This is a genomic window from Nonomuraea sp. NPDC050786 (assembly GCF_040654115.1).
Lineage (GTDB): Bacteria > Actinomycetota > Actinomycetes > Streptosporangiales > Streptosporangiaceae > Nonomuraea.
Genome location: NZ_JBFAHJ010000013.1, coordinates 233,575 through 256,651 on the forward strand (window position 1 = coordinate 233,575; position 23,077 = coordinate 256,651).

At 71.1% G+C, this 23,077-nt stretch carries 11 protein-coding genes; 8 read left to right on the forward strand and 3 right to left on the reverse strand.

Annotation, left to right across the window (positions count from 1 at the left end; genetic code table 11):
- Window positions 1-19 precede the first annotated feature (19 nt).
- From AB0H84_RS24685 to AB0H84_RS24715, 7 genes are all read left to right on the forward strand, one after another.
- Window positions 20-1,723 carry a carbamoyltransferase N-terminal domain-containing protein gene (locus AB0H84_RS24685; protein WP_357608401.1) on the forward strand — a complete coding sequence of 568 codons (1,704 nt, stop codon included), beginning with the start codon at window positions 20-22 and terminating at the stop codon, window positions 1,721-1,723.
- A 168-nt stretch (window positions 1,724-1,891) separates the two neighbouring features.
- Complete coding sequence (locus tag AB0H84_RS24690; RefSeq protein ID WP_357608404.1) at window positions 1,892-9,817, forward strand: amino acid adenylation domain-containing protein; 7,926 nt, start codon at window positions 1,892-1,894, stop codon at window positions 9,815-9,817.
- 31 nt (window positions 9,818-9,848) lie between these two features.
- Complete coding sequence (locus AB0H84_RS24695) at window positions 9,849-11,177, forward strand: MFS transporter (RefSeq protein WP_357608407.1); 1,329 nt, start codon at window positions 9,849-9,851, stop codon at window positions 11,175-11,177.
- Window positions 11,178-11,202: 25 nt separating this feature from the next.
- Window positions 11,203-14,991: an amino acid adenylation domain-containing protein gene (locus tag AB0H84_RS24700; protein WP_357608410.1), complete on the forward strand. Its 3,789-nt coding sequence runs from the start codon at window positions 11,203-11,205 to the stop codon at window positions 14,989-14,991.
- A gap of 134 nt (window positions 14,992-15,125) precedes the next feature.
- Window positions 15,126-16,088: a TauD/TfdA family dioxygenase gene (locus tag AB0H84_RS24705; protein ID WP_357608413.1), complete on the forward strand. Its 963-nt coding sequence runs from the start codon at window positions 15,126-15,128 to the stop codon at window positions 16,086-16,088.
- Between the two features lie 49 nt (window positions 16,089-16,137).
- The gene (locus AB0H84_RS24710) at window positions 16,138-17,928 is read left to right on the forward strand and encodes an NAD(P)/FAD-dependent oxidoreductase (RefSeq protein WP_357608416.1); all 1,791 of its coding nucleotides are present in this window, start codon (window positions 16,138-16,140) and stop codon (window positions 17,926-17,928) included.
- A 35-nt stretch (window positions 17,929-17,963) separates the two neighbouring features.
- Window positions 17,964-19,499: an SDR family oxidoreductase gene (locus AB0H84_RS24715; RefSeq protein WP_357608419.1), complete on the forward strand. Its 1,536-nt coding sequence runs from the start codon at window positions 17,964-17,966 to the stop codon at window positions 19,497-19,499.
- 118 nt (window positions 19,500-19,617) lie between these two features.
- Here AB0H84_RS24715 and AB0H84_RS24720 read toward each other — a convergent pair whose 3' ends face one another.
- Genes AB0H84_RS24720 through AB0H84_RS24730 form a run of 3 tightly spaced genes read right to left on the reverse strand, consistent with a single transcriptional unit; the run spans window position 19,618 to window position 22,459 of the window.
- Window positions 19,618-20,448, reverse strand: a complete 831-nt coding sequence (locus tag AB0H84_RS24720) for an enoyl-CoA hydratase/isomerase family protein (protein WP_357608421.1) — start codon at window positions 20,446-20,448, stop codon at window positions 19,618-19,620.
- Complete coding sequence (locus tag AB0H84_RS24725; protein WP_357608424.1) at window positions 20,445-21,635, reverse strand: beta-ketoacyl synthase N-terminal-like domain-containing protein; 1,191 nt, start codon at window positions 21,633-21,635, stop codon at window positions 20,445-20,447. Before AB0H84_RS24725 ends, AB0H84_RS24720 begins: the two co-directional genes overlap by 4 nt.
- The gene (locus AB0H84_RS24730; RefSeq protein WP_357608427.1) at window positions 21,632-22,459 is read right to left on the reverse strand and encodes a hypothetical protein; all 828 of its coding nucleotides are present in this window, start codon (window positions 22,457-22,459) and stop codon (window positions 21,632-21,634) included. Before AB0H84_RS24730 ends, AB0H84_RS24725 begins: the two co-directional genes overlap by 4 nt.
- 262 nt (window positions 22,460-22,721) lie before the next feature.
- On the opposite strand from AB0H84_RS24730, the gene AB0H84_RS24735 reads away from it, so the two are divergent.
- Window positions 22,722-22,958 (forward strand): acyl carrier protein, encoded by a 237-nt coding sequence (locus AB0H84_RS24735; protein WP_357608430.1) that lies wholly within the window; start codon window positions 22,722-22,724, stop codon window positions 22,956-22,958.
- Window positions 22,959-23,077 lie beyond the last annotated feature (119 nt).

Here is a 23,077-nt window from a genome sequence, read left to right on the forward strand (position 1 = left end):
AAACGGGAGACGCGAAACCATGATCACGGCAGGCTTGAAGCTCACCCAGAGCGGCGGCATCGCGTTGCTCGACGAGGACCGCCTCGTGTGCAACATCGAGATGCAGAAGATCGCCAACGGTGCCCGGTACAGCAATGTGGACGAACTCGACGACCTGGTCACGATCATGTCCAACTTCGGGGCCGGGCTCGGCGACGTCGGCCGATGGGCGCTGGACGGCTGGGACGGCGCCGAGAACGGCCACGTCTCGGTGCTCTCCGGCGGCGTCCGGACCGAGGTCCTCGTCGCCCCATACCGCGAGACGCCCCTGGTGCCCGACCCGGGACTGCCCGGTCACCGCGGCCGGATCGTGATCGGCGGCCAGGCCCTGGACTACGACAGCTACGTCCACGTGGCCGGCCACCTGGCCTCGGCCTACTGCACCAGCCCGTTCGCCCGGCACGGCGAGCCGTCGATGGTCCTGGTGTGGGACGGCGGCTGTTTCCCGCGGCTCTACTGCGTGGATGCCGACGGCCGGATCGAGCCGGGTGGCGAGGCGTTCCCGCTCATCGGCCACACCTACGCGATGGCCTCTCAGTACTGGGGCCCGTTCAAGCGGGGGAACAAGTCGAAGAACGTCGACGACCTCTCCGTGGCCGGGAAGATGATGGCGTACATCGCCCTCGGCACGTCGCGGGAGGAGATCAAGCAGATCTTCCGTGAGGAGTTCTTCGAGTTCTTCGACGCGGACTCCGCGCGGGTGCGGAACTACCGCGAGACCATCATCGGCTGTGGCAGCACCGGCGAGCCGTCCCATGCCTACGTGCACCAGTTCCTCTCGGCCGTACAGCAGCGCACTGCGGGCCTCGGGGCCTCCGATGAGGACGTGCTGGCCAGCGTCCACACCTTCCTCGAGGAGCTGCTGATCGACCGGGTGACCCGGAAGATCCAGGCGTGGAAGGGCGGCGATGCCTGGAACTTGTGCTTCGCCGGCGGCTGCGCGCTGAACATCAAGTGGAACAGCGCCCTGCGGGCCCACCCGGCGATCAAGTCCATGTGGGTGCCGCCATTCCCCGACGACTCCGGCGTCGCGATCGGCACGGCATGCCTCGCCGCGGCCGGGGGTGCGGGTCTCCGGCCGATCGAGTGGGGCACCCGGCTCGGGCCGGAGCTCGAGCCGACGCCCGACGTGCCGCAGGGGTGGAGCGTGTCGCCGTGCACGCCGGAGGAGCTGGCCCGGTTGCTGCACGAGACGGGCAAGGCCGCGGTCGTGCTCAACGGCCGCGCTGAACTGGGGCCCCGGGCGCTCGGCGGGCGGAGCATCATCGCTCCGGCCGTCGAGGCGACGATGAAGAAGCTGCTGAACGAAGTGAAGGGCCGCGAGTACTACCGGCCGGTCGCGCCGATCTGCCTCGAGGAGCACGCGCCTGCCATCTTCGACCCTGGCACGCCAGACCCGCACATGCTCTTCGAACACAAGCTCCGTCCGGAATGGGTCGACCGCATCCCGGCCATCATGCATTTGGACGGCACCGCGCGGCTGCAGACCGTCAATGAGTCCGACGACCCGAATCTGCACGCGATTCTGCGTGAATACCACAAGCGCAGTGGGATTCCGGTCCTATGCAACACCAGCGCCAACTACCACGGCCGTAGTTTCTTCCCGGACGTCGCCTCAGCGATCGAGTGGGGCCAGCTCAATCTGGTGTGGAGCGAGGGCCTGCTCTACCGTAAGCAGGCTTAGGCCGGCTGAGACCGGCCGAATCCCCTGACCGCCTCGCCGGTGAGACAGCCGTTCCGGCGGTGCCCGCTGCCCATTCACCCGCGGTCCGCGCATGCCGGGGCACCGCCGAAGCAGTGGTCCATCAATACCCGACCCCAGACCCTTCAGATTCATTCACAAGGAGCCCGCATGATTCCGTTGTCGTTCGCGCAGCGGCGGTTGTGGTTCATCGGTCAGGCGCAGGGGCCGAGCGCGCTCTACAACGTGCCGTGGGTGTTGCGAATGTCAGGGGCATTGGACCGGGCGGCGCTCCACCAGGCTCTGCTCGACGTGGTGCGGCGCCACGAGAGCCTGCGGACGGTCTTCCCCGTGGTCGATGGCGAGCCGGTCCAGCGGATCGTGCCCGCCGACGAGGTCGTGCTGCCGGTCGTGTGGGCCGACGCCGGCGCGGCGGAGGTGACCGCGCTGGCGGCCGAGGCCGCGGGGCACATATTCGACCTGGCTTCCGAGATTCCGGTGCGGGTGCGGGGGTTCTCGGTGGCGCAGGACGAGCACGTGCTGGTTCTGCTGGTGCACCACATAGCATGTGACGGCTGGTCCTCGGGCCCGTTGGGCCGGGATCTCGAGGCGGCCTACGCGGCACGGACGGCCGGAGCCGCGCCGGAGTGGGACGAGCTGCCGGTCCAGTACGCCGACTACACGTACTGGCAGCGGGATCTGCTGGGGGCTGAGGACGACCCCCGCAGTGTGCTGGCCCGGCAGTCAAGGTACTGGCGCGGGGCGCTGGCCGGGTTGCCGGAGGAACTGGCCTTGCCGTTCGACCGGCCGCGTCCGCTGACCGCGGACCACCGCGGCGCCCAAGTGCCGGTGACCATCGACTCCTCCGTGCACGCGCGCATCGAGGAGTTGGCCCGCGAGACCGGTGTGACGCCGTTCATGGTGGTGCAGGCCGCTCTCGCGGCGCTGCTCTCCCGGCTTGGGGCGGGCACCGACATCCCGCTGGGTACGCCGGTGGCCGGCCGCGCAGAGGAGGCGCTGTACGACCTGGTCGGGTTCTTCGTCAACATTCTGGTGCTACGGACCGACCTCTCGGGGAATCCGACCTTCCGGGAACTCCTGACCCGGGTCCGGAACGCTGACCTGGCAGCCCTGGAGAATCAGGACCTGCCCTTCGAGCGCTTGGTGGAGATGGTCGACCCGCCCCGGTCCCCGGCCCGACACCCACTGTTCCAGGTCATGGTGGCGTTCGAGACCGACGCCCGGATCGCCTTCGAACTGCCCGGCCTGCTGGTCGACGAGATCGACATCCCGGCCTGGGACACCGCCAAGTTCGACCTGAACTTCGAGTTCCGCGAGCGGCGCGGGCCGGACGGTCGGCCCGCCGGGATCACGGGCATCGTCGAGTACGCCACCAGCCTGTTCGACCGCGAGAGCGTCGCGCGGATCGCCGAATGCTTCATTCATGTTCTCGACACGGTGACCGCGGATGCGGATCAGCGAGTTGATCGGGTCTCGGTGCTTTCCGACTTGGAGCGGAAGGAGGTTCTGCACGCCTGGAATGAGCCGGTCCGGTTGGTTCAGGCCTGTACTTTGCCGGCGCTGTTTGAGGCGCAGGTCGTCCGGTTTCCGGCGGCGATCGCGGTTGTCTCCGACGAGAGCGCCTTGACCTATCGTGAGCTCAATATCCGGGCCAATCATCTGGCTCATTATCTGATCGAGCAGGGGGTTGGCCCGGAGTCGGTGGTCGCTTTGGTTCTGCCTCGCTCGGTCGATCTCATTGTGGCCCTGCTCGGGGTGGTCAAGGCCGGTGCGGCGTATCTGCCGATCGATGTCGAGTACCCGGTGGAGCGGGTGCGGTTCATGATGGAGGACGCGCGGCCGTCGTATGTTGTGACCCGGCGTGACACGGTGGATCGGCTGCCGGCCGACGTCCCACTGCTGGTTCTCGACGACCCGGCGCTGCGCGCCGAACTCGCCGCCGGCCCGGCTTGGGATCGCGACCCCACCGACGCTGACCGCACCGCCCCGCTCGACGCGGCCCACCCCGCCTACGTCATCTACACCTCCGGCTCGACCGGGACTCCCAAGGGCGTGGCCATGCCGCACCGCGGCATCACGAGCTTCCTCGCCGTCCACCGCGAAGCGGTCTTCGGCGCCGCCGAGGCCGCTCGGAGCCGGCCCCTGCGGGTGGCGCTGACCACCTCCATATCCTTCGACGCCGTCTGGGATCAGCTGTCGGCCTTGACCGAGGGCCACGAGCTGCACATCGTCGGCCAGGAGACGCTCACCGACGTCGGGCTGCTGGGCGGTTGGCTGGACGAGCACGACGTCGACTTCCTGGAGCTGACCCCCTCGCACATGGCGTCCGCGGTGGCGGGCGGCCTGTTCGACGGCCGGCCGCTTCCGTCGCTTTTGGGGGTCGGCGGCGAGGCGGTGCCGCAGCCGTTGTGGGAATGGCTGGGGTCGGCCGGGGACGGCACCCACACCTTCAGCTTCTACGGGCCTACCGAGTGCACGGTTTATCAGGTCTTCGCCGATCCCAGGACCGCGGCGCAGCCGGTCCTCGGCCGCCCGACCTTCACGATGCGGGTGTTCGTGCTTGACGACGTGCTGGAGCCGGTTGCCCCGGGAGTGGCGGGGGAGGCCTACATCGCTGGCCCGGGTCTGGCGCGGGGCTACCTGAACCGTCCCGGCTTGACTGCGGAGCGGTTCGTGGCCTGTCCGTTCGGTGGGCCCGGGGAACGGATGTACCGGACCGGGGACCTGGTGCGCTGGCGTGCTGACGGGACGCTTGAGTTCGTTGGCCGGGCCGACGAGCAGGTGAAGATCCGCGGTTTCCGGATCGAGTTGGGCGAGGTGGAGGCGGCGCTAGCCGGACATCCCGGCGTCGTCCACGCCGCGGTCCACGCCCGCGAGGACACTGTTGGCGACAAGCGGCTGGTCGGCTACGTGGTGCCGGCGCCCGGTCTCGGCGCGGAGGACATCGCGCGGTTGCCGGGACTCTTGCGCAGGCACGTCGCCACGCTGCTTCCGGAGTACATGGTGCCGGCCGCGGTCGTGGTCTTGGACCGGTTGCCGTTGACGGGTAACGGGAAGCTGGACCGCCGGGCCCTGCCAGCTCCGGACTACGCGGCCGTCTCCACGCACCGCGCTCCGGCCACCAGGGCCGAGGAGCTGTTGTGCGTCGTGTTCGCCGAGGTGCTGGGTCTGCCCGTGGTGGGCGTCGACGATAACTTCTTCGAGCTCGGCGGGCACTCGCTGCTCGCCACCCGGCTGGTCGCCCGCGTCCGCGCGGTGCTCGGGGTGGACGTCGGCATCCGTACCCTTTTCGAGGCCCCCACGGTCGCGGCCCTGGCCGCGGCGCTGACCGGTGCCGAGCAGTCCCGGCCGGCGCTGACCGCCGCCACCCGTCCCGACCCGATGCCGTTGTCCTTCGCCCAGCAACGGCTGTGGTTCCTCGGCGAGCTGGAAGGGCCGGGCGCGACCTACAACGTCCCGGCGGTGATCGGGCTGTCCGGCGAGCTCGACGAGGGCGTGCTGGCCGCGGCGTTGCGGGACGTCGTCGAGCGGCACGAGGCGCTGCGCACGGTCTTCCCGTCGGTCGAGGGCGAGCCGTACCAGCGGGTGCTGCCGGTCGCCGAGGTCAGCGAAGTGCTGACGGTGGTCCGGGCCGACCGGGTCGCCGCGTCCGGCGTCGCCGCTCTGGTGGCCGACGCCGTGGGCCACTGCTTCGACCTGCGTACCGAGGCGCCGTTCCGGGCCTGGTTGTACGAGACCAGCCCGGCCGAGTACACGCTGGTGCTGCTGGTGCACCACATCGCCGGCGACGGCTGGTCGCTGGTGCCGCTGGCGCGGGACCTGTCGGCGGCGTACGCGGCGCGCCGCGCGGGCCGGGAACCGGAGTGGACGCCGCTGCCGTTGCAGTACGCGGACTACACGCTTTGGCAGCGCGAGCTGCTCGGCTCGGTCGAGGACCCCGAGAGCCTGCTGAGCGGCCAGCTGGCGCACTGGACCCAGGTGCTGGCCGGGCTGCCGGAGGAGCTGACGCTGCCGGTCGACCGGCCTCGTCCCGCGGTGGCCACGCACCAGGGGGCGAGCGTCCTGCTCGACGTCCCCACCGCGATCCACGCCCGGGTCGCCGAGCTGGCCCGGCACGAGGGCGCGACGGCGTTCATGGTGCTGCAGGGCGCGCTGGCCGTGCTGCTCTCCCGCCTCGGAGCGGGGCCGGACATCCCCATCGGCGTGCCGACCGCCGGTCGCGCCGACACCGCGCTCGACGATCTTGTCGGGTTCTTCGTCAACACCCTGGTCATGCGCACCGACCTGTCCGGCGGACCGTCGTTCCGCGACCTGCTCGCGCGGGTGCGCGCCTCGACGCTCGACGCGCTGGCGAACCAGGACGTGCCTTTCGAGCGTCTGGTCGAGGAGCTGGCCCCGGTCCGCTCCCTGGCCCGCCATCCGCTGTTCCAGGTGATGCTCGCGGTGCAGAACAACGCCGAGCCGGTTCTCGACCTGCCCGGCCTGGCCGCGCGCGTCTTGCCCGACGGCGATCCGCCGGCCAGGTTCGACCTGGCCTTCGACCTGTCCGAGCGCTTCGACGAGTACGGTCGGCCCGCCGGGATCACGGGCATCGTCGAGTACGCCACCAGCCTGTTCGACCGCGAGAGCGTCGCGCGGATCGCCGAATGCTTCATTCATGTTCTCGACACGGTGACCGCGGATGCGGATCAGCGAGTTGATCGGGTCTCGGTGCTTTCCGACTTGGAGCGGAAGGAGGTTCTGCACGCCTGGAATGAGCCGGTCCGGTTGGTTCAGGCCTGTACTTTGCCGGCGCTGTTTGAGGCGCAGGTCGTCCGGTTTCCGGCGGCGATCGCGGTTGTCTCCGACGAGAGCGCCTTGACCTATCGTGAGCTCAATATCCGGGCCAATCATCTGGCTCATTATCTGATCGAGCAGGGGGTTGGCCCGGAGTCGGTGGTCGCTTTGGTTCTGCCTCGCTCGGTCGATCTCATTGTGGCCCTGCTCGGGGTGGTCAAGGCCGGTGCGGCGTATCTGCCGATCGATGTCGAGTACCCGGTGGAGCGGGTGCGGTTCATGATGGAGGACGCGCGGCCGTCGTATGTTGTGACCCGGCGTGACACGGTGGATCGGCTGCCGGCCGACGTCCCACTGCTGGTTCTCGACGACCCGGCGCTGCGCGCCGAACTCGCCGCCGGCCCGGCTTGGGATCGCGACCCCACCGACGCTGACCGCACCGCCCCGCTCGACGCGGCCCACCCCGCCTACGTCATCTACACCTCCGGCTCGACCGGGACTCCCAAGGGCGTGGCCATGCCGCACCGCGGCATCACGAGCTTCCTCGCCGTCCACCGCGAAGCGGTCTTCGGCGCCGCCGAGGCCGCTCGGAGCCGGCCCCTGCGGGTGGCGCTGACCACCTCCATATCCTTCGACGCCGTCTGGGATCAGCTGTCGGCCTTGACCGAGGGCCACGAGCTGCACATCGTCGGCCAGGAGACGCTCACCGACGTCGGGCTGCTGGGCGGTTGGCTGGACGAGCACGACGTCGACTTCCTGGAGCTGACCCCCTCGCACATGGCGTCCGCGGTGGCGGGCGGCCTGTTCGACGGCCGGCCGCTTCCGTCGCTTTTGGGGGTCGGCGGCGAGGCGGTGCCGCAGCCGTTGTGGGAATGGCTGGGGTCGGCCGGGGACGGCACCCACACCTTCAGCTTCTACGGGCCTACCGAGTGCACGGTTTATCAGGTCTTCGCCGATCCCAGGACCGCGGCGCAGCCGGTCCTCGGCCGCCCGACCTTCACGATGCGGGTGTTCGTGCTTGACGACGTGCTGGAGCCGGTTGCCCCGGGAGTGGCGGGGGAGGCCTACATCGCTGGCCCGGGTCTGGCGCGGGGCTACCTGAACCGTCCCGGCTTGACTGCGGAGCGGTTCGTGGCCTGTCCGTTCGGTGGGCCCGGGGAACGGATGTACCGGACCGGGGACCTGGTGCGCTGGCGTGCTGACGGGACGCTTGAGTTCGTTGGCCGGGCCGACGAGCAGGTGAAGATCCGCGGTTTCCGGATCGAGTTGGGCGAGGTGGAGGCGGCGCTAGCCGGACATCCCGGCGTCGTCCACGCCGCGGTCCACGCCCGCGAGGACACTGTTGGCGACAAGCGGCTGGTCGGCTACGTGGTGCCGGCGCCCGGTCTCGGCGCGGAGGACATCGCGCGGTTGCCGGGACTCTTGCGCAGGCACGTCGCCACGCTGCTTCCGGAGTACATGGTGCCGGCCGCGGTCGTGGTCTTGGACCGGTTGCCGTTGACGGGTAACGGGAAGCTGGACCGCCGGGCCCTGCCAGCTCCGGACTACGCGGCCGTCTCCACGCACCGCGCTCCGGCCACCAGGGCCGAGGAGCTGTTGTGCGTCGTGTTCGCCGAGGTGCTGGGTCTGCCCGTGGTGGGCGTCGACGATAACTTCTTCGAGCTCGGCGGGCACTCGCTGCTCGCCACCCGGCTGGTCGCCCGCGTCCGCGCGGTGCTCGGGGTGGACGTCGGCATCCGTACCCTTTTCGAGGCCCCCACGGTCGCGGCCCTGGCCGCGGCGCTGACCGGTGCCGAGCAGTCCCGGCCGGCGCTGACCGCCGCCACCCGTCCCGACCCGATGCCGTTGTCCTTCGCCCAGCAACGGATCTGGATCACCGGGCAGCTGGCGGGGGCGAGCACGGCCTACAACATGCCACTGGTCCTGCGCCTGTCCGGGGCGTTGGACCGGGTCGCCCTGGCGGCAGCGCTCCACGACGTGGTGCGGCGGCACGAGACGCTGCGAACCGTCTTCCCAGCGGTCGACGGTGAGCCGCGGCAACGGATCGTGCCCGCCGACGAGGTCGTGCTGCCTCTGGTGTGGGACGACGCCGCCGGGCGCGTCGAGGCTCTGGTGGCCGAGACCGCACGGCACGTGTTCGACCTGGAGTCCGAGATCCCGGTGCTGCTGCGGGGGTTCTCAGTGGAGGTGGATGAGCACGTGCTGGTGATGCTGATGCATCACATCGCGTGCGACGGCTGGTCGGTGGGGCCGCTGGCCCGGGATCTCAACACGGCCTACAGGGCGCGCGTGGCCGGAGCGGAGCCCCGGTGGGACGACCTGCCGGTCCAGTACGCCGACTACGCCCTGTGGCACCGGGAGCTGCTGGGGGCGGAGGACGATCCGGGCAGCCTGACGGCCCGGCAGTCCGCGTACTGGCGTGACGCGCTAGCGGGCATGCCGGAGGAGCTGACGCTGTCGTTCGGCCGGCCCCGTCCCGCGGTGGCCAGCCACCGCGGCGCCGAAGTGCCCGTGACGATCGGCGCGGAAGTGCACGTGCGGATCGAGGAAGTCGCACGCCGGTCGGGCGTGACGCCTTTCATGGTGGTCCAGGCGGCGTTGGCGGTGTTCCTGTCCCGGTCGGGAGCCGGGACGGACATCCCGCTGGGCACGGCGGTGGCCGGGCGCACCGACCAGGCGCTGGACGACCTGGTCGGGTTCTTCATCAACGTGCTGGTGCTGCGCACCGACGTGTCGGGGGACCCGACGTTCCGGGAGCTGCTAGCCCGGATCCGGGAGACGGACCTGGCGGCGTTCGAGAACCAGGACCTGCCGTTCGAGCGTCTGGTGGAGATCCTGGACCCGCCCCGGTCCCTGGGCTGCCACCCGCTGTTCCAGGTCATGTTGTCCTTCAACACCAACGCCGAAGCCTCCTTCGACCTGCCAGGGCTGCGGGTCGGCATGGTCGAGATCCCAGGCCGGGTCTCGGCCAAGTTCGACCTGAACTTCCTGCTGGGAGGGTCGTACAGGCCGGACGGCCGGCCCGCCGGGATCGACGGGGTCGTCGAGTACGCCACCGACCTGTTCGACCACGACACGGTCCAGGCGCTGGTGGACCGCTTCGGTTCGCTGCTCGGGCGGCTGACCGCGGAACCCGACCGGCCCGTCGGTCCCGGCGACGTCCCCGAGCCGGACGGCCGGGGCGCGGACCCGGGCGGCCCGCCGCTCACGCCGCGGCCCGGCACCGGGAGGCGGCGGGTCCTCACCGGATCACACCTGACGCTGGGACAGCCAACCACGAGAGCGCCAGTGGACCGATGAAACACCTGAATCTCCGGAAGGTTGGGCAAACGTGAGCAAGAGCACCACGAGTGCGGGGGCGAAGCCGCCGTCCCTCTTCCGGCAGCGCAACTTCGCGTTGCTGTTCACCAGCCAGACGGGTTCGTTGTTCGGCACCCAGATCACTTATGTCGCGGTGCCGCTGACCGCCGTGCTGCTGCTCCACGCGACGCCGCTGGAAGCCGGCCTGCTCGGTGCCCTCGAAACGCTGCCGTTCCTGCTGTTTGGCCTGTTCGTCGGCGTGCGGCTGGACCGCCAGGCACGCCGTCCTGTGATGATCGCCGCCGATGCCGTGCGCGCCGTGGCCCTGGCCTGGATCCCGGTCGCGCACGCCCTCGGCGTGCTGAACATCGGCCAGCTGTTCGCCGTGGTCTTCGTCGTCGGCACCATGACGGTGTTCTTCGACCTCGCGCTCCAGTCGTACACGCCCGGGCTGATCGGCCGGGACCGACTCCCGGAGGCGAACGCCAAGATGCAGGTGTCGGACTCGGCGGCGCAGGTCGCCGGGCCGGGCGCGGCCGGCGTGCTGATCAGCGCGATCGGCGCGCCTACGGCGATCCTGGTGGACGCGGCGAGCTACGTCCTGTCCTTCCTCGCGGTGGCGGGACTGCCGGCCGACAAGACGCCGGAGCCGCGGCCCGGCGCGCGGTCCGGCTCGATCCGCGCCTCGATCCGCGAGGGGTTTGCCGCGATCGGGCGGCACCCGATGCTGCGCTGGCCCACCTCGGCGGCGGTGACCGTCAACCTGTTCTCCGGCGCCCTGATGTCGGTGTTCTTCCTGTACCTGGTCCACGTGGGCATGGACGCGGCGCAGGTCGGCCTGATCGTCGCCGTCGGCAGCAGCGGCGCACTGCTCGGCGCCCTCCTCACGGACCGGCTGACCGGATGGTTCGGCGTCGGCCCGATGATGATCACGGCGATGGCGCTGCCCGTGGTGGGCTACCTCGTCCTGGCAGCCGTGACCGGCCACTCGCCCGCGGCCGTCGGCGCAGTGGCGGCCGGCTCCTTCGTCGTTCAGTTCGGCATCCCGGTCTTCAACGTGAACGTGGTCAGCTTCCGGCAGATCTGCACCCCGGACGAGTTGCTCGGGCGGGTCACCGCCACGGCGCGCACCGGCGTCCTGGGAGCGTTCTCGATCGGGTCCCTGCTCGGCGGCGCGCTGGGCTCCGCGTCCGGGCTGCGGACGACCATCCTGGTGGCCGCCGGCGGGACACTCATGGTCGCCGCGGTCCTGCTGTTCTCACCGGTGCGTACGGTGCGCCGCCTCCACGAGCTGTCCGCCGATCCCGGCTCGGATGCCGTGCTGGACGCCGACCTGACCATTCACCAGCAAACATCATGACAACGACACCCCGGGGGGACGGACGATGACGAGCGCCGAGACCTGGCAGGAGGAGGGCTACCAGCTCGCTCCGCAACAGCTCGTCCGGTCGGGCGAGGCCGAGAGCATGGCGGTGCGCACTGTCCGCGCCGCCACGCGCATCCCGGTGCCCGACCTGGAGACCCGGATCGCGGCGGCGGTCGAGGCACACGAGATCCTACGCACGCGGTACACCGGGATCGCGGGGCTGCGTACGCTCGTCCAGGTCGTGGATCCGGCGGGTCCCGTCGCGATCGAGCGGCCGGGGGCGGGACGTACCGTGCTCCGGGCCGGCGCGCTGACCGTCGAGCACGAGCTCCGCCCGGACGGGACGCGGCTGGTCCTCACCCTGCCGCGGCTGAGCGTCGACGACGCGTCCTGGAGCAGGCTCACCAGCCTCCTGCTGGAGGACGCGGCCGTCGGCGGCGCCGCGGCCAAGGGAGAGGTGTTGCAGTACGCCGACGTCGCCGCCTGGCTCGGCGAGGTCCTGGAGCAGTCGGTGCGGCCGGAGCCGGTCGGCGAGACGGCGCGGCGACCGCCGGAGCAGTTCTTGACACTGCCCTTCCTCAAGCCCAATGACCCCGGGAACGAAGCCGGCGAGCCGGTGAGTGCCGCGGCCGTCGTCGAGGGGCCGGCGCTGGAGCGGCTGGACGAGCTCGCCGAGCGCTACGGCGTGAGCGAGGCGGCGTTGCTGCTGGCCCTCTGGCGCGCGCTGTATGGACGTTTCTGCCGCGACGCCGACGACCGGGTCGTGGTGCTGGCCGACGGCCGGTCCACCGAAGGCATGGAGAACGTGCTCGGCCTGTTGGAGCGCCCGGTGCCGGTGCGGCTGGAGCTCACCCCGGACACCCCGGTCGCCGAGGCGCTGCGGGCGGCGCAGGCCGCGCTCCACTCCGTCGCGGCGATGGAGAACCAGGTAGACCCGGGGATCGCGGCCTCGCCGAGCCTCACGCCGGGCGGCGCTCAGCTCTCCTACCGGCACCGCGAGGACCGGTGGGCCGATCAGCTCTCGGCCGCCATGCCGGTAAACGAGGCTCCTGGCCCGCTGCACCTCGACTGCCTTCGCGGGCCGCGGAGCCTGCGCCTGACCTTCGTCGGCGCCGCCGGGCGGATCGCGCGGGTCGATTTGGACATCGTCGCGGAGTCCTTCGGACATCAGCTGGTCGATGTGCTATCCGGGGGCGCGGAGCGCGCCGTCGGCGGTCTGCGGCTCACCGCGCCGAACGCGCCGGCCGCGCCTGTCGAGCCGCCCGCGCGGCATGCCTCGGTGCCGGAGCGGTTCCTCGGGCAGGCGGAGCGCGCTCCCGAGCGGCCGGCGCTGCGCTGCGGCGGGACCGTCCTGTCCTACCGGGACGCGGCGCTGCGCGCGGACGCGGTGGCGCGCCTGCTGCGCGAGCACGGAGTACTGGCCGGGCAGCGGGTCGCGCTGCTCGCCCCAGCCTCGGCGGAGACGGTCGTCTCGATGCTCGGGATCTGGCTGGCCGGCGCGGCGTTCGTCCCCATCGACCCCACGTGGCCGCGGCAGCGGATCGAGACGATCCTCCGAGAGGCCGACCCCGCGTTGCTGCTCACACCCGGTCAGAAGGCCGATCCGGGCAGCTCGGTCCGCACGGTCTCGACCGCCGACGCGGTCGTCGGCTCCGAGTGTCCGGCGTCGGGCGATGCCGAGGCGGCGGGCGCGGCCTACGTGATCTTCACCTCGGGCACCTCGGGGGTGCCGAAGGGCGTGGTCATCGGGCACGAGCAGGTGGCGCACTACGCCGCGGCCGTCGGCGGGACGCTCGGCCTGTCCGACGGCGCAGAGTTCGCGGCGGTCTCCACCCTCTCCGCGGACCTCGCCTACACCGCGATCTTCCCGACCCTGGCGAGCGGCGGCTGCGTCCAGCTCATCCCTGCCGAGACCGCCACCAGCCCCGCCGCTCTCGCCGAGTGGCTGCAGGCGAATCCCGCGGCCGCGATGAAGCTGGTCCCCTCGCACCTGGCGGCGCTGCTGGCCGAGGCGGCCGATCCGCTTGCGCTGCTCCCGGACGAGGCGCTGGTGCTCGGCGGGGAACTGCTGCCGCGTCGGCTGTACGAGCAGCTTCGGGTGATCATGCCGTCACTGCGCGTGTACAACCACTACGGCCCGACCGAGACGACGGTGGGCGCCTCGTGCGTCGCGGTGGACGACGCAGTCGACGAACGCTGCTCCTCGATCCCGGTGGGCGACGGCATGGGGGCCAACACCCTGACGGTGGTCGACGAAGCGGGCGCCCCGTTGCCGCCCTGGTGCCCCGGCGAGGTGGTGATCAGCGGACCCGGCGTGGGCCTCGGCTATCTCGCACGGTTGCGCGAAGGGTTGCCGGGCTTCGGAGACACAGGCACCGCGGACGGCTACCGCACCGGTGACCTCGGGCGTCTGGTGCCCGGCGCGGGAGTCGAGATCCTCGGCCGGATCGACGACCAGGTGAAACTGCGCGGATACCGCGTCCAGACCGGCGAGATCGAGGCGCTGCTCGCCGAGCAGCCCGGGATCGGCGCCGCGGTCGTCGTGCCGCGCACCGACGACAGCGGCCTGGTGACGCACCTCGACGCCTACCTCGCCGGCGCCGCCGGGGCGCCGGCTCCCTCGATCGAGCAGGTGCGGGCGGCCGCCGGTGACCGGCTGCCGGCCGCTCTGGTGCCGACCGGCTGGCAGGTGCTGGAGCGGTTTCCGCTGACCGGCAACGGCAAGCTCGACCGCCGGGCTCTCGCTCCGATCGGGCCGCCGGAGGACCGGGCCGGCTGGCCGCGCGACTCGGTGGAGCAGCGCCTGCTGGCGATCTGGTCCTCGGTCCTCGACCAGGACGTCTCGTCCCCAGACGCCGACTTCTTCGCTCTCGGCGGGCAGTCGCTGCGTGCGATCAAGCTCGTCACCCGGATCAACAGCGCCTTCGGCTGCCGCATGCCGATGTCCGCGGCGTTCAGCGCGCCGACCGTCGCGGCGATGGCGGCGCTGGTGCGCGAGAGCGGGGTTCAGGACTCGAACCTGGTCCCGCTGCGTGCCGTCCGCGAACCGCAGGGCAGCGCCCCGATCTTCTGCGTCCACCCGGGTAGTGGCAACACGCTCAGTTACTGGGAGCTGTCCCGCGCGCTGCCGGCGGATCGGCCGGTCTTCGGCGTCGAGGCCAGGGAGCTGCACGGTGGGCCGCCGCAGCAGGGCTTCGCCGCCACGGCCGAGGAGTACGCGGCGACCATCGCAGCCGCCGGCGACGCCGCGCCGGTGATCGTCGGCTGGTGCCTCGGCGGGGTCATGGCCTACGCCACGGCCCAGGCGCTGCGCCGTTCCGGGCGCGAGGTGGCCCGGCTGATCATCATCGACGGTACCGTCCCCGATGGCGGGGACGGTGCCCTGGCGCGGCAACCCGCCGATCATCTCGTCCGGCGCTTCGCCTTCCACCACCAGCTGGACCTGCCGGCGGGGCCGCCCGGCGACCGGGAACTGCTGGAGGCCATGTGGAATGCCGGGCGGCTGCCCCCGGACTCCGGTGTGCCGGAGCTGCGGAGCCTGCTGGACGTCTTCGCGGCCAACCTGGCCGCCCTGGACCACCACTTCGTGCAGCAGCGCCAAGGACTCGACCGGCCCGACTTCCCGGTGCTGCTGGTGCGTGCCGAGCCGGCCGGCGAGCCGCCGGAGCCGGACCGTACGCGGGGCTGGGGATCGGTGGTCGGTCCGGAGCTCGGCTTCGCCTCGGTGGCGACGACCCACCACGGCATCCTGCGACAGCCTGCGGTCGCCGAGCTCGCCGAGCTGATCGGGCGGGAGCTCGACGCATGACGCAGGAGACGAACACCCGCACCGGATACGAAATGAGGACGGACCATATGAACGAGGCGACTTCGGCGTTGTCGGGGCCGAGTTCCCTCCGGAACGCGACCCGCCGATCGGTGCCGGCGCCCGGCGGAGACGCGGTGACCTTCGGGTTCCTGCCGGAGGCGCCGTCGGCGCCCGCCGTCATCACGCCGGCCGGTCCCGGGGTAGACCTGCCCGGCTGGCTGCGCGAGAACCGGGAGAGGGTCGAGGCCCTGCTACTGCGGCACGGCGCGGTCCTGCTCCGGGGCTTCCACGGCGGTTCGGTGGAGAAGTTCGACCAGGCCGCCTCAGCGCTGTGCGACACCCTCTTCCGGGAGTACGGCGACCTCCCGCGAGAGGGCGAGTCGGACCGCGTTTACCAGTCGACCCCGTACCCGGAGGACCTTTCGATCCTGTTCCACAACGAGAGCTCCCATCTGCCGCGGTGGCCGATGCGCCAGTTCTTCTCCTGCGTCGTCGCCCCGCTGACCGGGGGTCAGACGCCGATCGTCGACTGCCGGACGGTCCTCGACCGGATGCGGCCGGAGCTGGTCGAGGAGTTCGCCACCAGGAAGCTCCGCTACGTCCGCAACTTCATCGAGGGCGTCGACGTCAGCTGGTCGCGGTTCTACGGCACCGACGATCCCGCCGAGGTCGGGCGGAAGTGCGCCGAAGAGGGGACGACCTTCGAGTGGACGCCGGAGGGCGGCCTGCGGACCTCGCGTCAGGCCGACGCCGTCCTGCGCCACCCGACGACCGGCGAGATGGTGTTCTTCAACCAGCTGGCGCTGCATCACCCGTCGGCGCTGGACCCGGAGACCCGCTCGTCGCTGGCCGAGCTGGGCGGCGAGGACGGCATGCCCCGAAACGTCTTCTGGGGCGACGGCGGCGTCATCGACGACACCGTGGTGGCCGAGGTCAGGGAGCTGATGGACCGGGAGTCGGTCGCGTTCACCTGGCTTGAGGGCGACGTCCTCGTCATCGACAACATGCTGGTCGCGCACTCGCGCAGCCCGTTCACCGGACCTCGGAAGATCGTCGTGGCGCTGGGTGACATGACCGGTGGCACCGATGGGCGCTGACCTCCGCGGAGCACGGTCCGGAGAAACGCAGTCTGAGGAGAGACCCCTGATGTTCAAGCCCGACATTCCGAAGATCCTGCAGATCCACGCCGCCGAACGGGCCAAGCGGAAGCGGCCGGACGGCGCGGCGCAGTACGTGCTGCTCAGCGAGAAGCACACGCACATGGCCGAGGACCCGTTCACCGAGCGGATCGAGCGCGAGCCGGTCCGCGACCATGTCACGGTCGCGGTGATCGGCGCGGGTTTCGCCGGCCTGATGACCGGCGCGCGCCTGAAGGAGGCGGGGGTCACCGACGTCCGGATCGTCGAGAGCGGCGGGGATGTCGGCGGGACTTGGTACTGGAACCGGTATCCCGGGGTCCGGTGTGACGTCGCGTCCCTGATTTACCTGCCGTTACTGGAGGAGACCGGATACATGCCCACCGAGTGGTACTCGTCCGGCGAGGAGATCTTCGAGCACTGTCAGCGCATCGCGAAGCACTACGACCTGTACGAGAAGGGGCTCTTCCACACCCGGGCGACCGACCTGGAATGGGACGAGACGGCCCGGCGATGGAGGGTGCGGACCGACCGCGGTGACGAGTTCACCGCGCAGTTCGTGAGCTACGGCCTCGGCCACCTGTCGGTGCCCAAGCTGCCGGGAGTCCCCGGCGTCGAGGCGTTCGCGGGGCACATGTTCCACACGAGCCGATGGGACTACGCCTACACCGGTGATCCCGACGGCGGGCCGCTGGACAACCTGCGGGACAAGCGCATGGCGATCATCGGGACCGGTGCCACCGCGGTGCAAGCCGTTCCGGAGCTGGCCAAGGCGTGCCAGGAGCTGTTCGTCTTCCAGCGCACCCCGTCCACGGTCGAGGTCCGCAACAACCGCCCTATCGACCCGGAGTGGTTCGCCCGGATCGCCACGCCGGGCTGGCAGCGGCGCTGGCTGGAGAACTACGCGGACAACATGACCGCGGCCGTGCCGCCGGCGGAGAACCTGGTCGACGACAGTTGGACCTCGCTGGCCCGGCTGATGCGCGACTCCGGGGGCGAGAGGCCGAGCATGGACCCCGACGCTCCCGAGGGGGTCAGCGGCGAGCTGTTCGCCGACCTCAAGAAGATGGACGAGCTTCACGCCCGGATCGACGCGACGGTGAAGGACCCGCGGACCGCGGAGCTCCTGAAGCCCTGGTACCACATCCCGTGCAAGCGGATCACGTTCCACGACGAGTTCCTGGACGCCTTCAACGTGCCGACCGTGCACCTGGTCGACACCGACGGCAAGGGGCCCGAGCGGATCACGGAGCGGGGCGTCGTCGTCGCCGGCGTCGAGTACGAGGTCGACTGCATCATTTTCGCGTCCGGGTTCGAGGTCAACACCGCGCCGACCCGGCGGGTCGGATTCGACGCCGTCGGCCGCGACGGCGTGCGGCTCTCGGAGTACTGGGCCGACGGCATGCGCACCATGCACAGCATCCACGTGCACGGGTTCCCGAACGCGTTCCTCGTTCAGCCGGCCACGGGGGCGATGAGGTTCTCCAACCTCTCGCACATCCTGATGGAGTCCGCCCAGACCGTCGCGGCCGTCATCGCGCACGCGGTGAGCGAAGGCATCGGCATCGTCGAGGTCACGCGGCAGGCGGAGGACGACTGGATGTGGAACGTGGGCGTCGACGAGGGATGGGCCTCGTTCCTGACCTCCGACTGCACCCCCGGCTACGTCAACAACGAGGGAGGGGGGCTCGGCGCGTTCTCCCTCTTCCAGGACTATCTGAGTCCTGACGTGATGACGTTCTTCCGGATCCTCCAAGAGTGGCGTGAGGCCCGGGAGTTCGCCGGCCTGGAGTTCAGCTGACCGCATCCGCCGGACATGAGAGGAGTTCTGGGAAAGTGACCCACCAGGTCGAGGTCATCAGGGGCTTGTTCGCGGACGTCCTCGGTGTTCCGGACGTGGGTCCCGGCGACCACTTCCTCCGGATCGGCGGTGATTTCGCGGCGGCGAATCGGCTCGTCGGCCGGATCAGCGCCGAGCTCGAAGTGGAGCTGGCGCTGCGGGACTTCCTCAAGGACCCGACACCGGCGGGGCTGGCCGTGCGGCTCGGCGCTCCGTCTGCGGGCCCGGCCGAGCCCACCGGCGCGGACGACGCCGGCCCCGGAACGGGACGGCCGCACGAGCCGGCCCCGCCGAGCCCGGCAGCGGGCGACGCGGCCGTCCACGCCGAGATCACCGCGCGGCTGCGCCGGATCGCTCCGGCTCCCGCGCCGGACCCGGCCGCCACCTCCGTCTCCACCTTCGTCCCCACCTCCGCCATCCGATCGGCCGACACCGACGCGCCGGTGCTCCTCACCGGCGCGTCCGGCTTCGTCGGCGCCTTCTTGCTGGCCGATCTGCTCGCGCGCGGCCGCCGGGTCACCGTCCTGCTCCGTGGCGGTACGGCGCGGCGCGGCGCGCTCATCGACGGGCACCTGAAGCGGCTGGGCCTCTGGCGGGACGACTACGCGGACGGCCTAGACATCGTGGGCGGTGACCTCGTGAAGCCGGCACTCGGCCTCGACCGTGCCACCTACGACAAGCTGGCGCGGAGCGCGGGGCAGATCGTGCACTGCGCGGCGTGGGTCAACCACGTCCTGCCCTACGCCATGCTCGCCGATGCCAACGCGCACAGCGCCGCAGCGATCCTGGAGCTCGCCGTGACCGGGCGCCGCAAGCCGGTGAGCTTCGTCTCCACCAAGGGGGCGCTCTCCCCGGCGCACCACCCGCCGGAGACCGAGATCGCCGCCGGACCCGTGGTCGCGCTGCCCCCGGACCATGACGGGTACGGCCGCTCGAAGGCGGTCGCCGAGGCGTACTTCGGCCGCGCCGCCGAACTCGGGGCCTCCGTGTCGATCGTGCGAATCCCCGGCGTCTTCGGAGACCGTCGCACGCACCAGATCCAGCGGAACGACGCCGTGTGGAGCTGGACCAGGTCCATCCTGCTGACCGGGCGCTATCCGGCCAGCTACGACCTGCCCGGCAACGAGCTGCTCCAGGCGCTGCCCGCCGACGTGGTGGCGCACGTCGTCCTCGACCTCGCGCAGCCGCGGGAGGAACCGGGCTGCCGCTTTGTCAACGCCGTCCCGAACCGGGTGTGCGGCACGCGCGACTTCGTCGCCGGCCTGCGCGAGGCGGGGCATGCGGTTGAGCCGATGGACGAGCGCGAGTGGCACCTGGCGGTGAGCCGTCTGGACGTCGACGACGTGTGGGTCGCCGCCGTGGCAGGCGAGCTCGCGACACTGCCGGGGATCGGCCTCCCGCAGCGGTTTCCCCGCTTCTCCGTCGAGGACGAGCCGGCGGTGTCGAAGGTCGTCGACGCGGCGGCGATCTCGACGTCCCAGGACGTGGCCGGGTACATCCGGTCGCTGGGGAAGGCGGCGGACGGCGACTGACATCTTCCTCGTACCGCCTGCCGCCTGCCGCCGCAACCGGGTCGTACCCGGACCTGGCGTGCCGTCCGCGTGCCGGCCGCGAGAGCCGCCCCCCGACCCGGCCAGCCCCGGGCCGGTCTCAGCGTCCGAAGTAGACCGTCTCGTGCCGCGGCCCCTGGACGAGGAAGGCCCGGACGGCGCGGCGGTGATCCTCGGTCCGAGCCACCGCCCCGCTGATTCGCGGCTGCACAGCGTCGGCCGCTGCGACCCCACCGTCCCGGACCGCGGCCAGTACCCTCTTCGTCGCGGCGTGCGCCCGGGTAGGACCGTGGGCCAGCCGCATCGCGTAGGCGCGCGCCTGCTCGGCGAAGATGGCCGGATCGAACAGCGAGTCGACTACTCCCCAGTCGGCGAGTGTGCTCGCGCGGTAGAGGTCACCGCTCATCACGAGCTGGGCGGCGCGACTGCGCCCCGCGCGCGCTGCCAGTCGCTGGAGGCCGCCCATGGAGGGGACGAACGCGACGCGGCGCTCGACGAGGCCGAACCGGGCCGTCCCCGTCGCGAGGACGAAGTCGCAGGCCAGGGCGATTTCGAAGGCGGCGGTGAGGGTCAGCCCATGCGCGGCGAAGACCGTCGGGCACGGCAGTCCCTCCAGCGCCCTGACGGTGTCCAGCTGCTCCGCCCAGAACCGCTCAGCGCCGTGCCGCGACAGCTCGTCGAGGATCGTGACGTCGAGCCCGGTGCTGACCACCCGCCCGTGGGCGTTGATCAGCAGCGCACGGGGCGGGTTCCGCGTGAGCCAGTCCGTCGCGTGACGCCAGCAGTCGAGCATGGCGTGGTCGAAGACGTTCTCCGGGGGCCGGTCGATGGTCAGCACCGCGAGCGGGCCGTCGAAGGACAGGCGCAGCGGGGGCGCGTCGCCCAACGGTGGATCGGCCGGGCCGGTGGGGCCGCTGGCGGCCGCGGTCATGGCCGGACCGCCCGGAAAATACTGATTGCGTTGTTGCCGCCGAAGCCGAAGGCGTTGTTCTGGACGTGCCGGACGTCGGCCGCGCGGGCTGCTCCGGTGACGATGTCCATGCCGAACTCGACGTGGTCGGCGTCGGTCACGGTCGGCGGGACCAGGCCGTGGCGGAGGGTGAGGCAGGAGGCGACCGCCCCGGCCGCGCCGGCCGCTCCCATGAGGTGACCGACGGTGCCCTTGATCGCGGTGACCGCGGCCTGAGGGTAGCGGGAGGCGAAGAGCTTCCCTTCCACCTCGTCGTTGATGACGCTGCCGGTCCCGTGCGCGTAGATGACGTCGATGTCCTCGGGGCGGATCCCGGCCTGGGCCAGGGCGGCTTCGTGGCAGGCCGCCACGCCCACGGGATTGAGCGCGGTGGGGTGGCTCGCGTCGTTGCCCACGGCCACGGACAGGAGCTCCGCCCACGGAGCCACGCCCTCGCGCAGCGATCGCTCGCTCTGCAACACGAGTATCCCCGCGCCCTCGGATGGGGTGACGAACCGGCGCCCGGCGGAGAACGGGCGGCACGGCTCGGGACCGATGGCCTGGATGCTGTTGAACCCGATGATGTTCTTCATCGAATAGGCGTCCGCGCCGCCGACCACGGCGACGTCGCAGACGCCAGCCTGGATCATGTCCAACCCGCAGGACAGGGCGACGTTGGCCGAGGCGCAGGTGTTCTGCACGACGAATGCCGGGCCTGACGTCCGCGCGGCGAGGGCGACGGCTTCGGCGACCGAGTAGCTCGAGATCCGCGCGTCCTTCGTGTCCTCTGTCCCGGCGACTACGGCCTCGAACTGGTCGGCCTGTCCGTCGCTGGTCCCGACGCACACCATGGCGGAGCTCAGCAGCGGGTCGCCCGGAGCGAGCCCGGCGTCGGCGAGCGCGTCCAGCGCGCAGGAGACCGCGTAGGCGGAGGCGGTGCCCGCGAACGGGACGCCGGCCCGCCAGGTCCTGGCCCGGGCCGCTTCGGCCGTCGTGGCCGGCACGCGGCCGCCGAGCGTGCCGGGTCTCATGCCGTCGTAGTGCGCGCTGAGCTCCGTGAAGCGCGGTTCGGCACCGCACAACGTGCGCCAGAACGCGTCGAGTCCCAGGCCGCTCGGCGCGATGACGCCCATCCCGGTGACGAAGATGCGTGATGTGGAGGGGCTCACCGTTCGCTCCGTCCCGGATCGGTGGTGTGGTCCGACATGCGGGTCACACGCACCGCCGCACGCTGCTCCGGCGACTTCTGGCATTCCAGTACCGCCGTGTCGCCGACGGGAAGATCCAGGATCCTCCGCAGGAAACGGCCCAGGGCGAACGCCCCGTTGCGCTCCGCCGGATCCGCGTCGTCTCCGGCGCGCGCACCGTGGACGCGGTGACCCGGCGAGGCCGCGGCCGTGGCGGGGCGGAAATCGAAGACGGCGGAGAACTCGTCGCCGCGAGCGAGCACGGCGTGCGCGATGCCGGACCGGCAGTTCAGATCGGGCTCGTGCCGCAGCGCGTCGGCTCGCGTCTCCGCCAAATACATGTCTCCGACCAGCAGCCGGCACACGGAGCCCGGCGACCGGTTCAGCGTCGCGTGAGCCTGCCAGAACGCCATGACCGGGGTCAGGAGGTGCGCACCGAGGGTGACGTTGGCACCGGTGGCGCCGGTGGCCATGGCGACGGAGGCCGCCGCCGCGCCGGAGATGGCTTGCGGGAAAGCCTGGGGCGACAGACGCCGGCCCAGGCGCGGCGCGTCACGTTGGAGGCCGGCGAGGGCCTGGGCGTTGCCGTATTCGGTGCCGACGATCACCGTGTCGCGCGGGCGCTCGGTGGGCGCGTCGGAACTGCGGGCCGCGTAGAGGCACAGGCGGGTGAACGAGTCACGGAACCGGTCACCCGCGGTGCCGACCGCCCTCTTGATGTCCTCGGCCTCCGGCAGCGGCTGCTCGCCGCCCCGGCGATCCGCGGCATAAATCTGTACCTGGCTCACGCGGAAGGTCATGGTCACGGCGAGACCTCGCGGCCTGTCCCACGCCGACTCGCGGGCCCGGCTGGATGTGTGTCTATTTGCACGGCAGCTGGCCTTCCTTTATTCGGTGCCGAAAATCAACATTCCCAGCCGGGGAGGGTGTCGAGCCAATGCCCAGCGGCCCGGCCGGGACGACCGGATCGAATCGTTGACCCTTTATCGGGCCCGCAATTAGGATCCGGAAAGTAATTGATTATCAGGTGTGCAGCGTGTCGTACGCTGTTCTGCGAGGGGTGTCCGCATGAACAAGAAGTTTGAGGAAATCGTTAGGTCGGTCGGCGAGCTTCCGGAATCCGTCGTCATCGACGAGACGCAGACATTCGAAGCGGACCTCAATATCGATTCGCTGAAGCTGCTGGATGTCATCGTCAATGCCGAGGCCGAGTTCGGGGTCGAGATCGAGGACATCCACCGGTTCACCACCGTCGGCCAACTGTGGCGGCATATCGAGCTCCTGCAGGCCGGGGCTAAGGTCTGACAGCGCCCGCCGGACGGGGCGGGTGCGGGCCGGGCCTACACCGAGGCGCTCTTCGCCGGGCTGCCGGTCCTGTGCGAGAAACCGGCGGCGCCGACGCTCGCGGAGGCGCTCGTCCAGGC

Coding starts and splice junctions, on each gene's coding strand:
- AB0H84_RS24685 (WP_357608401.1), top strand. CDS start 20: ATGATCACGGCAGGCTTGAAGCTCACCCAGAGCGGCGGCATCGCGTTG.
- AB0H84_RS24690 (WP_357608404.1), top strand. CDS start 1,892: ATGATTCCGTTGTCGTTCGCGCAGCGGCGGTTGTGGTTCATCGGTCAG.
- AB0H84_RS24700 (WP_357608410.1), top strand. CDS start 11,203: ATGACGAGCGCCGAGACCTGGCAGGAGGAGGGCTACCAGCTCGCTCCG.
- AB0H84_RS24710 (WP_357608416.1), top strand. CDS start 16,138: ATGTTCAAGCCCGACATTCCGAAGATCCTGCAGATCCACGCCGCCGAA.
- AB0H84_RS24720 (WP_357608421.1), bottom strand. CDS start 20,448: ATGACCGCGGCCGCCAGCGGCCCCACCGGCCCGGCCGATCCACCGTTG.
- AB0H84_RS24735 (WP_357608430.1), top strand. CDS start 22,722: ATGAACAAGAAGTTTGAGGAAATCGTTAGGTCGGTCGGCGAGCTTCCG.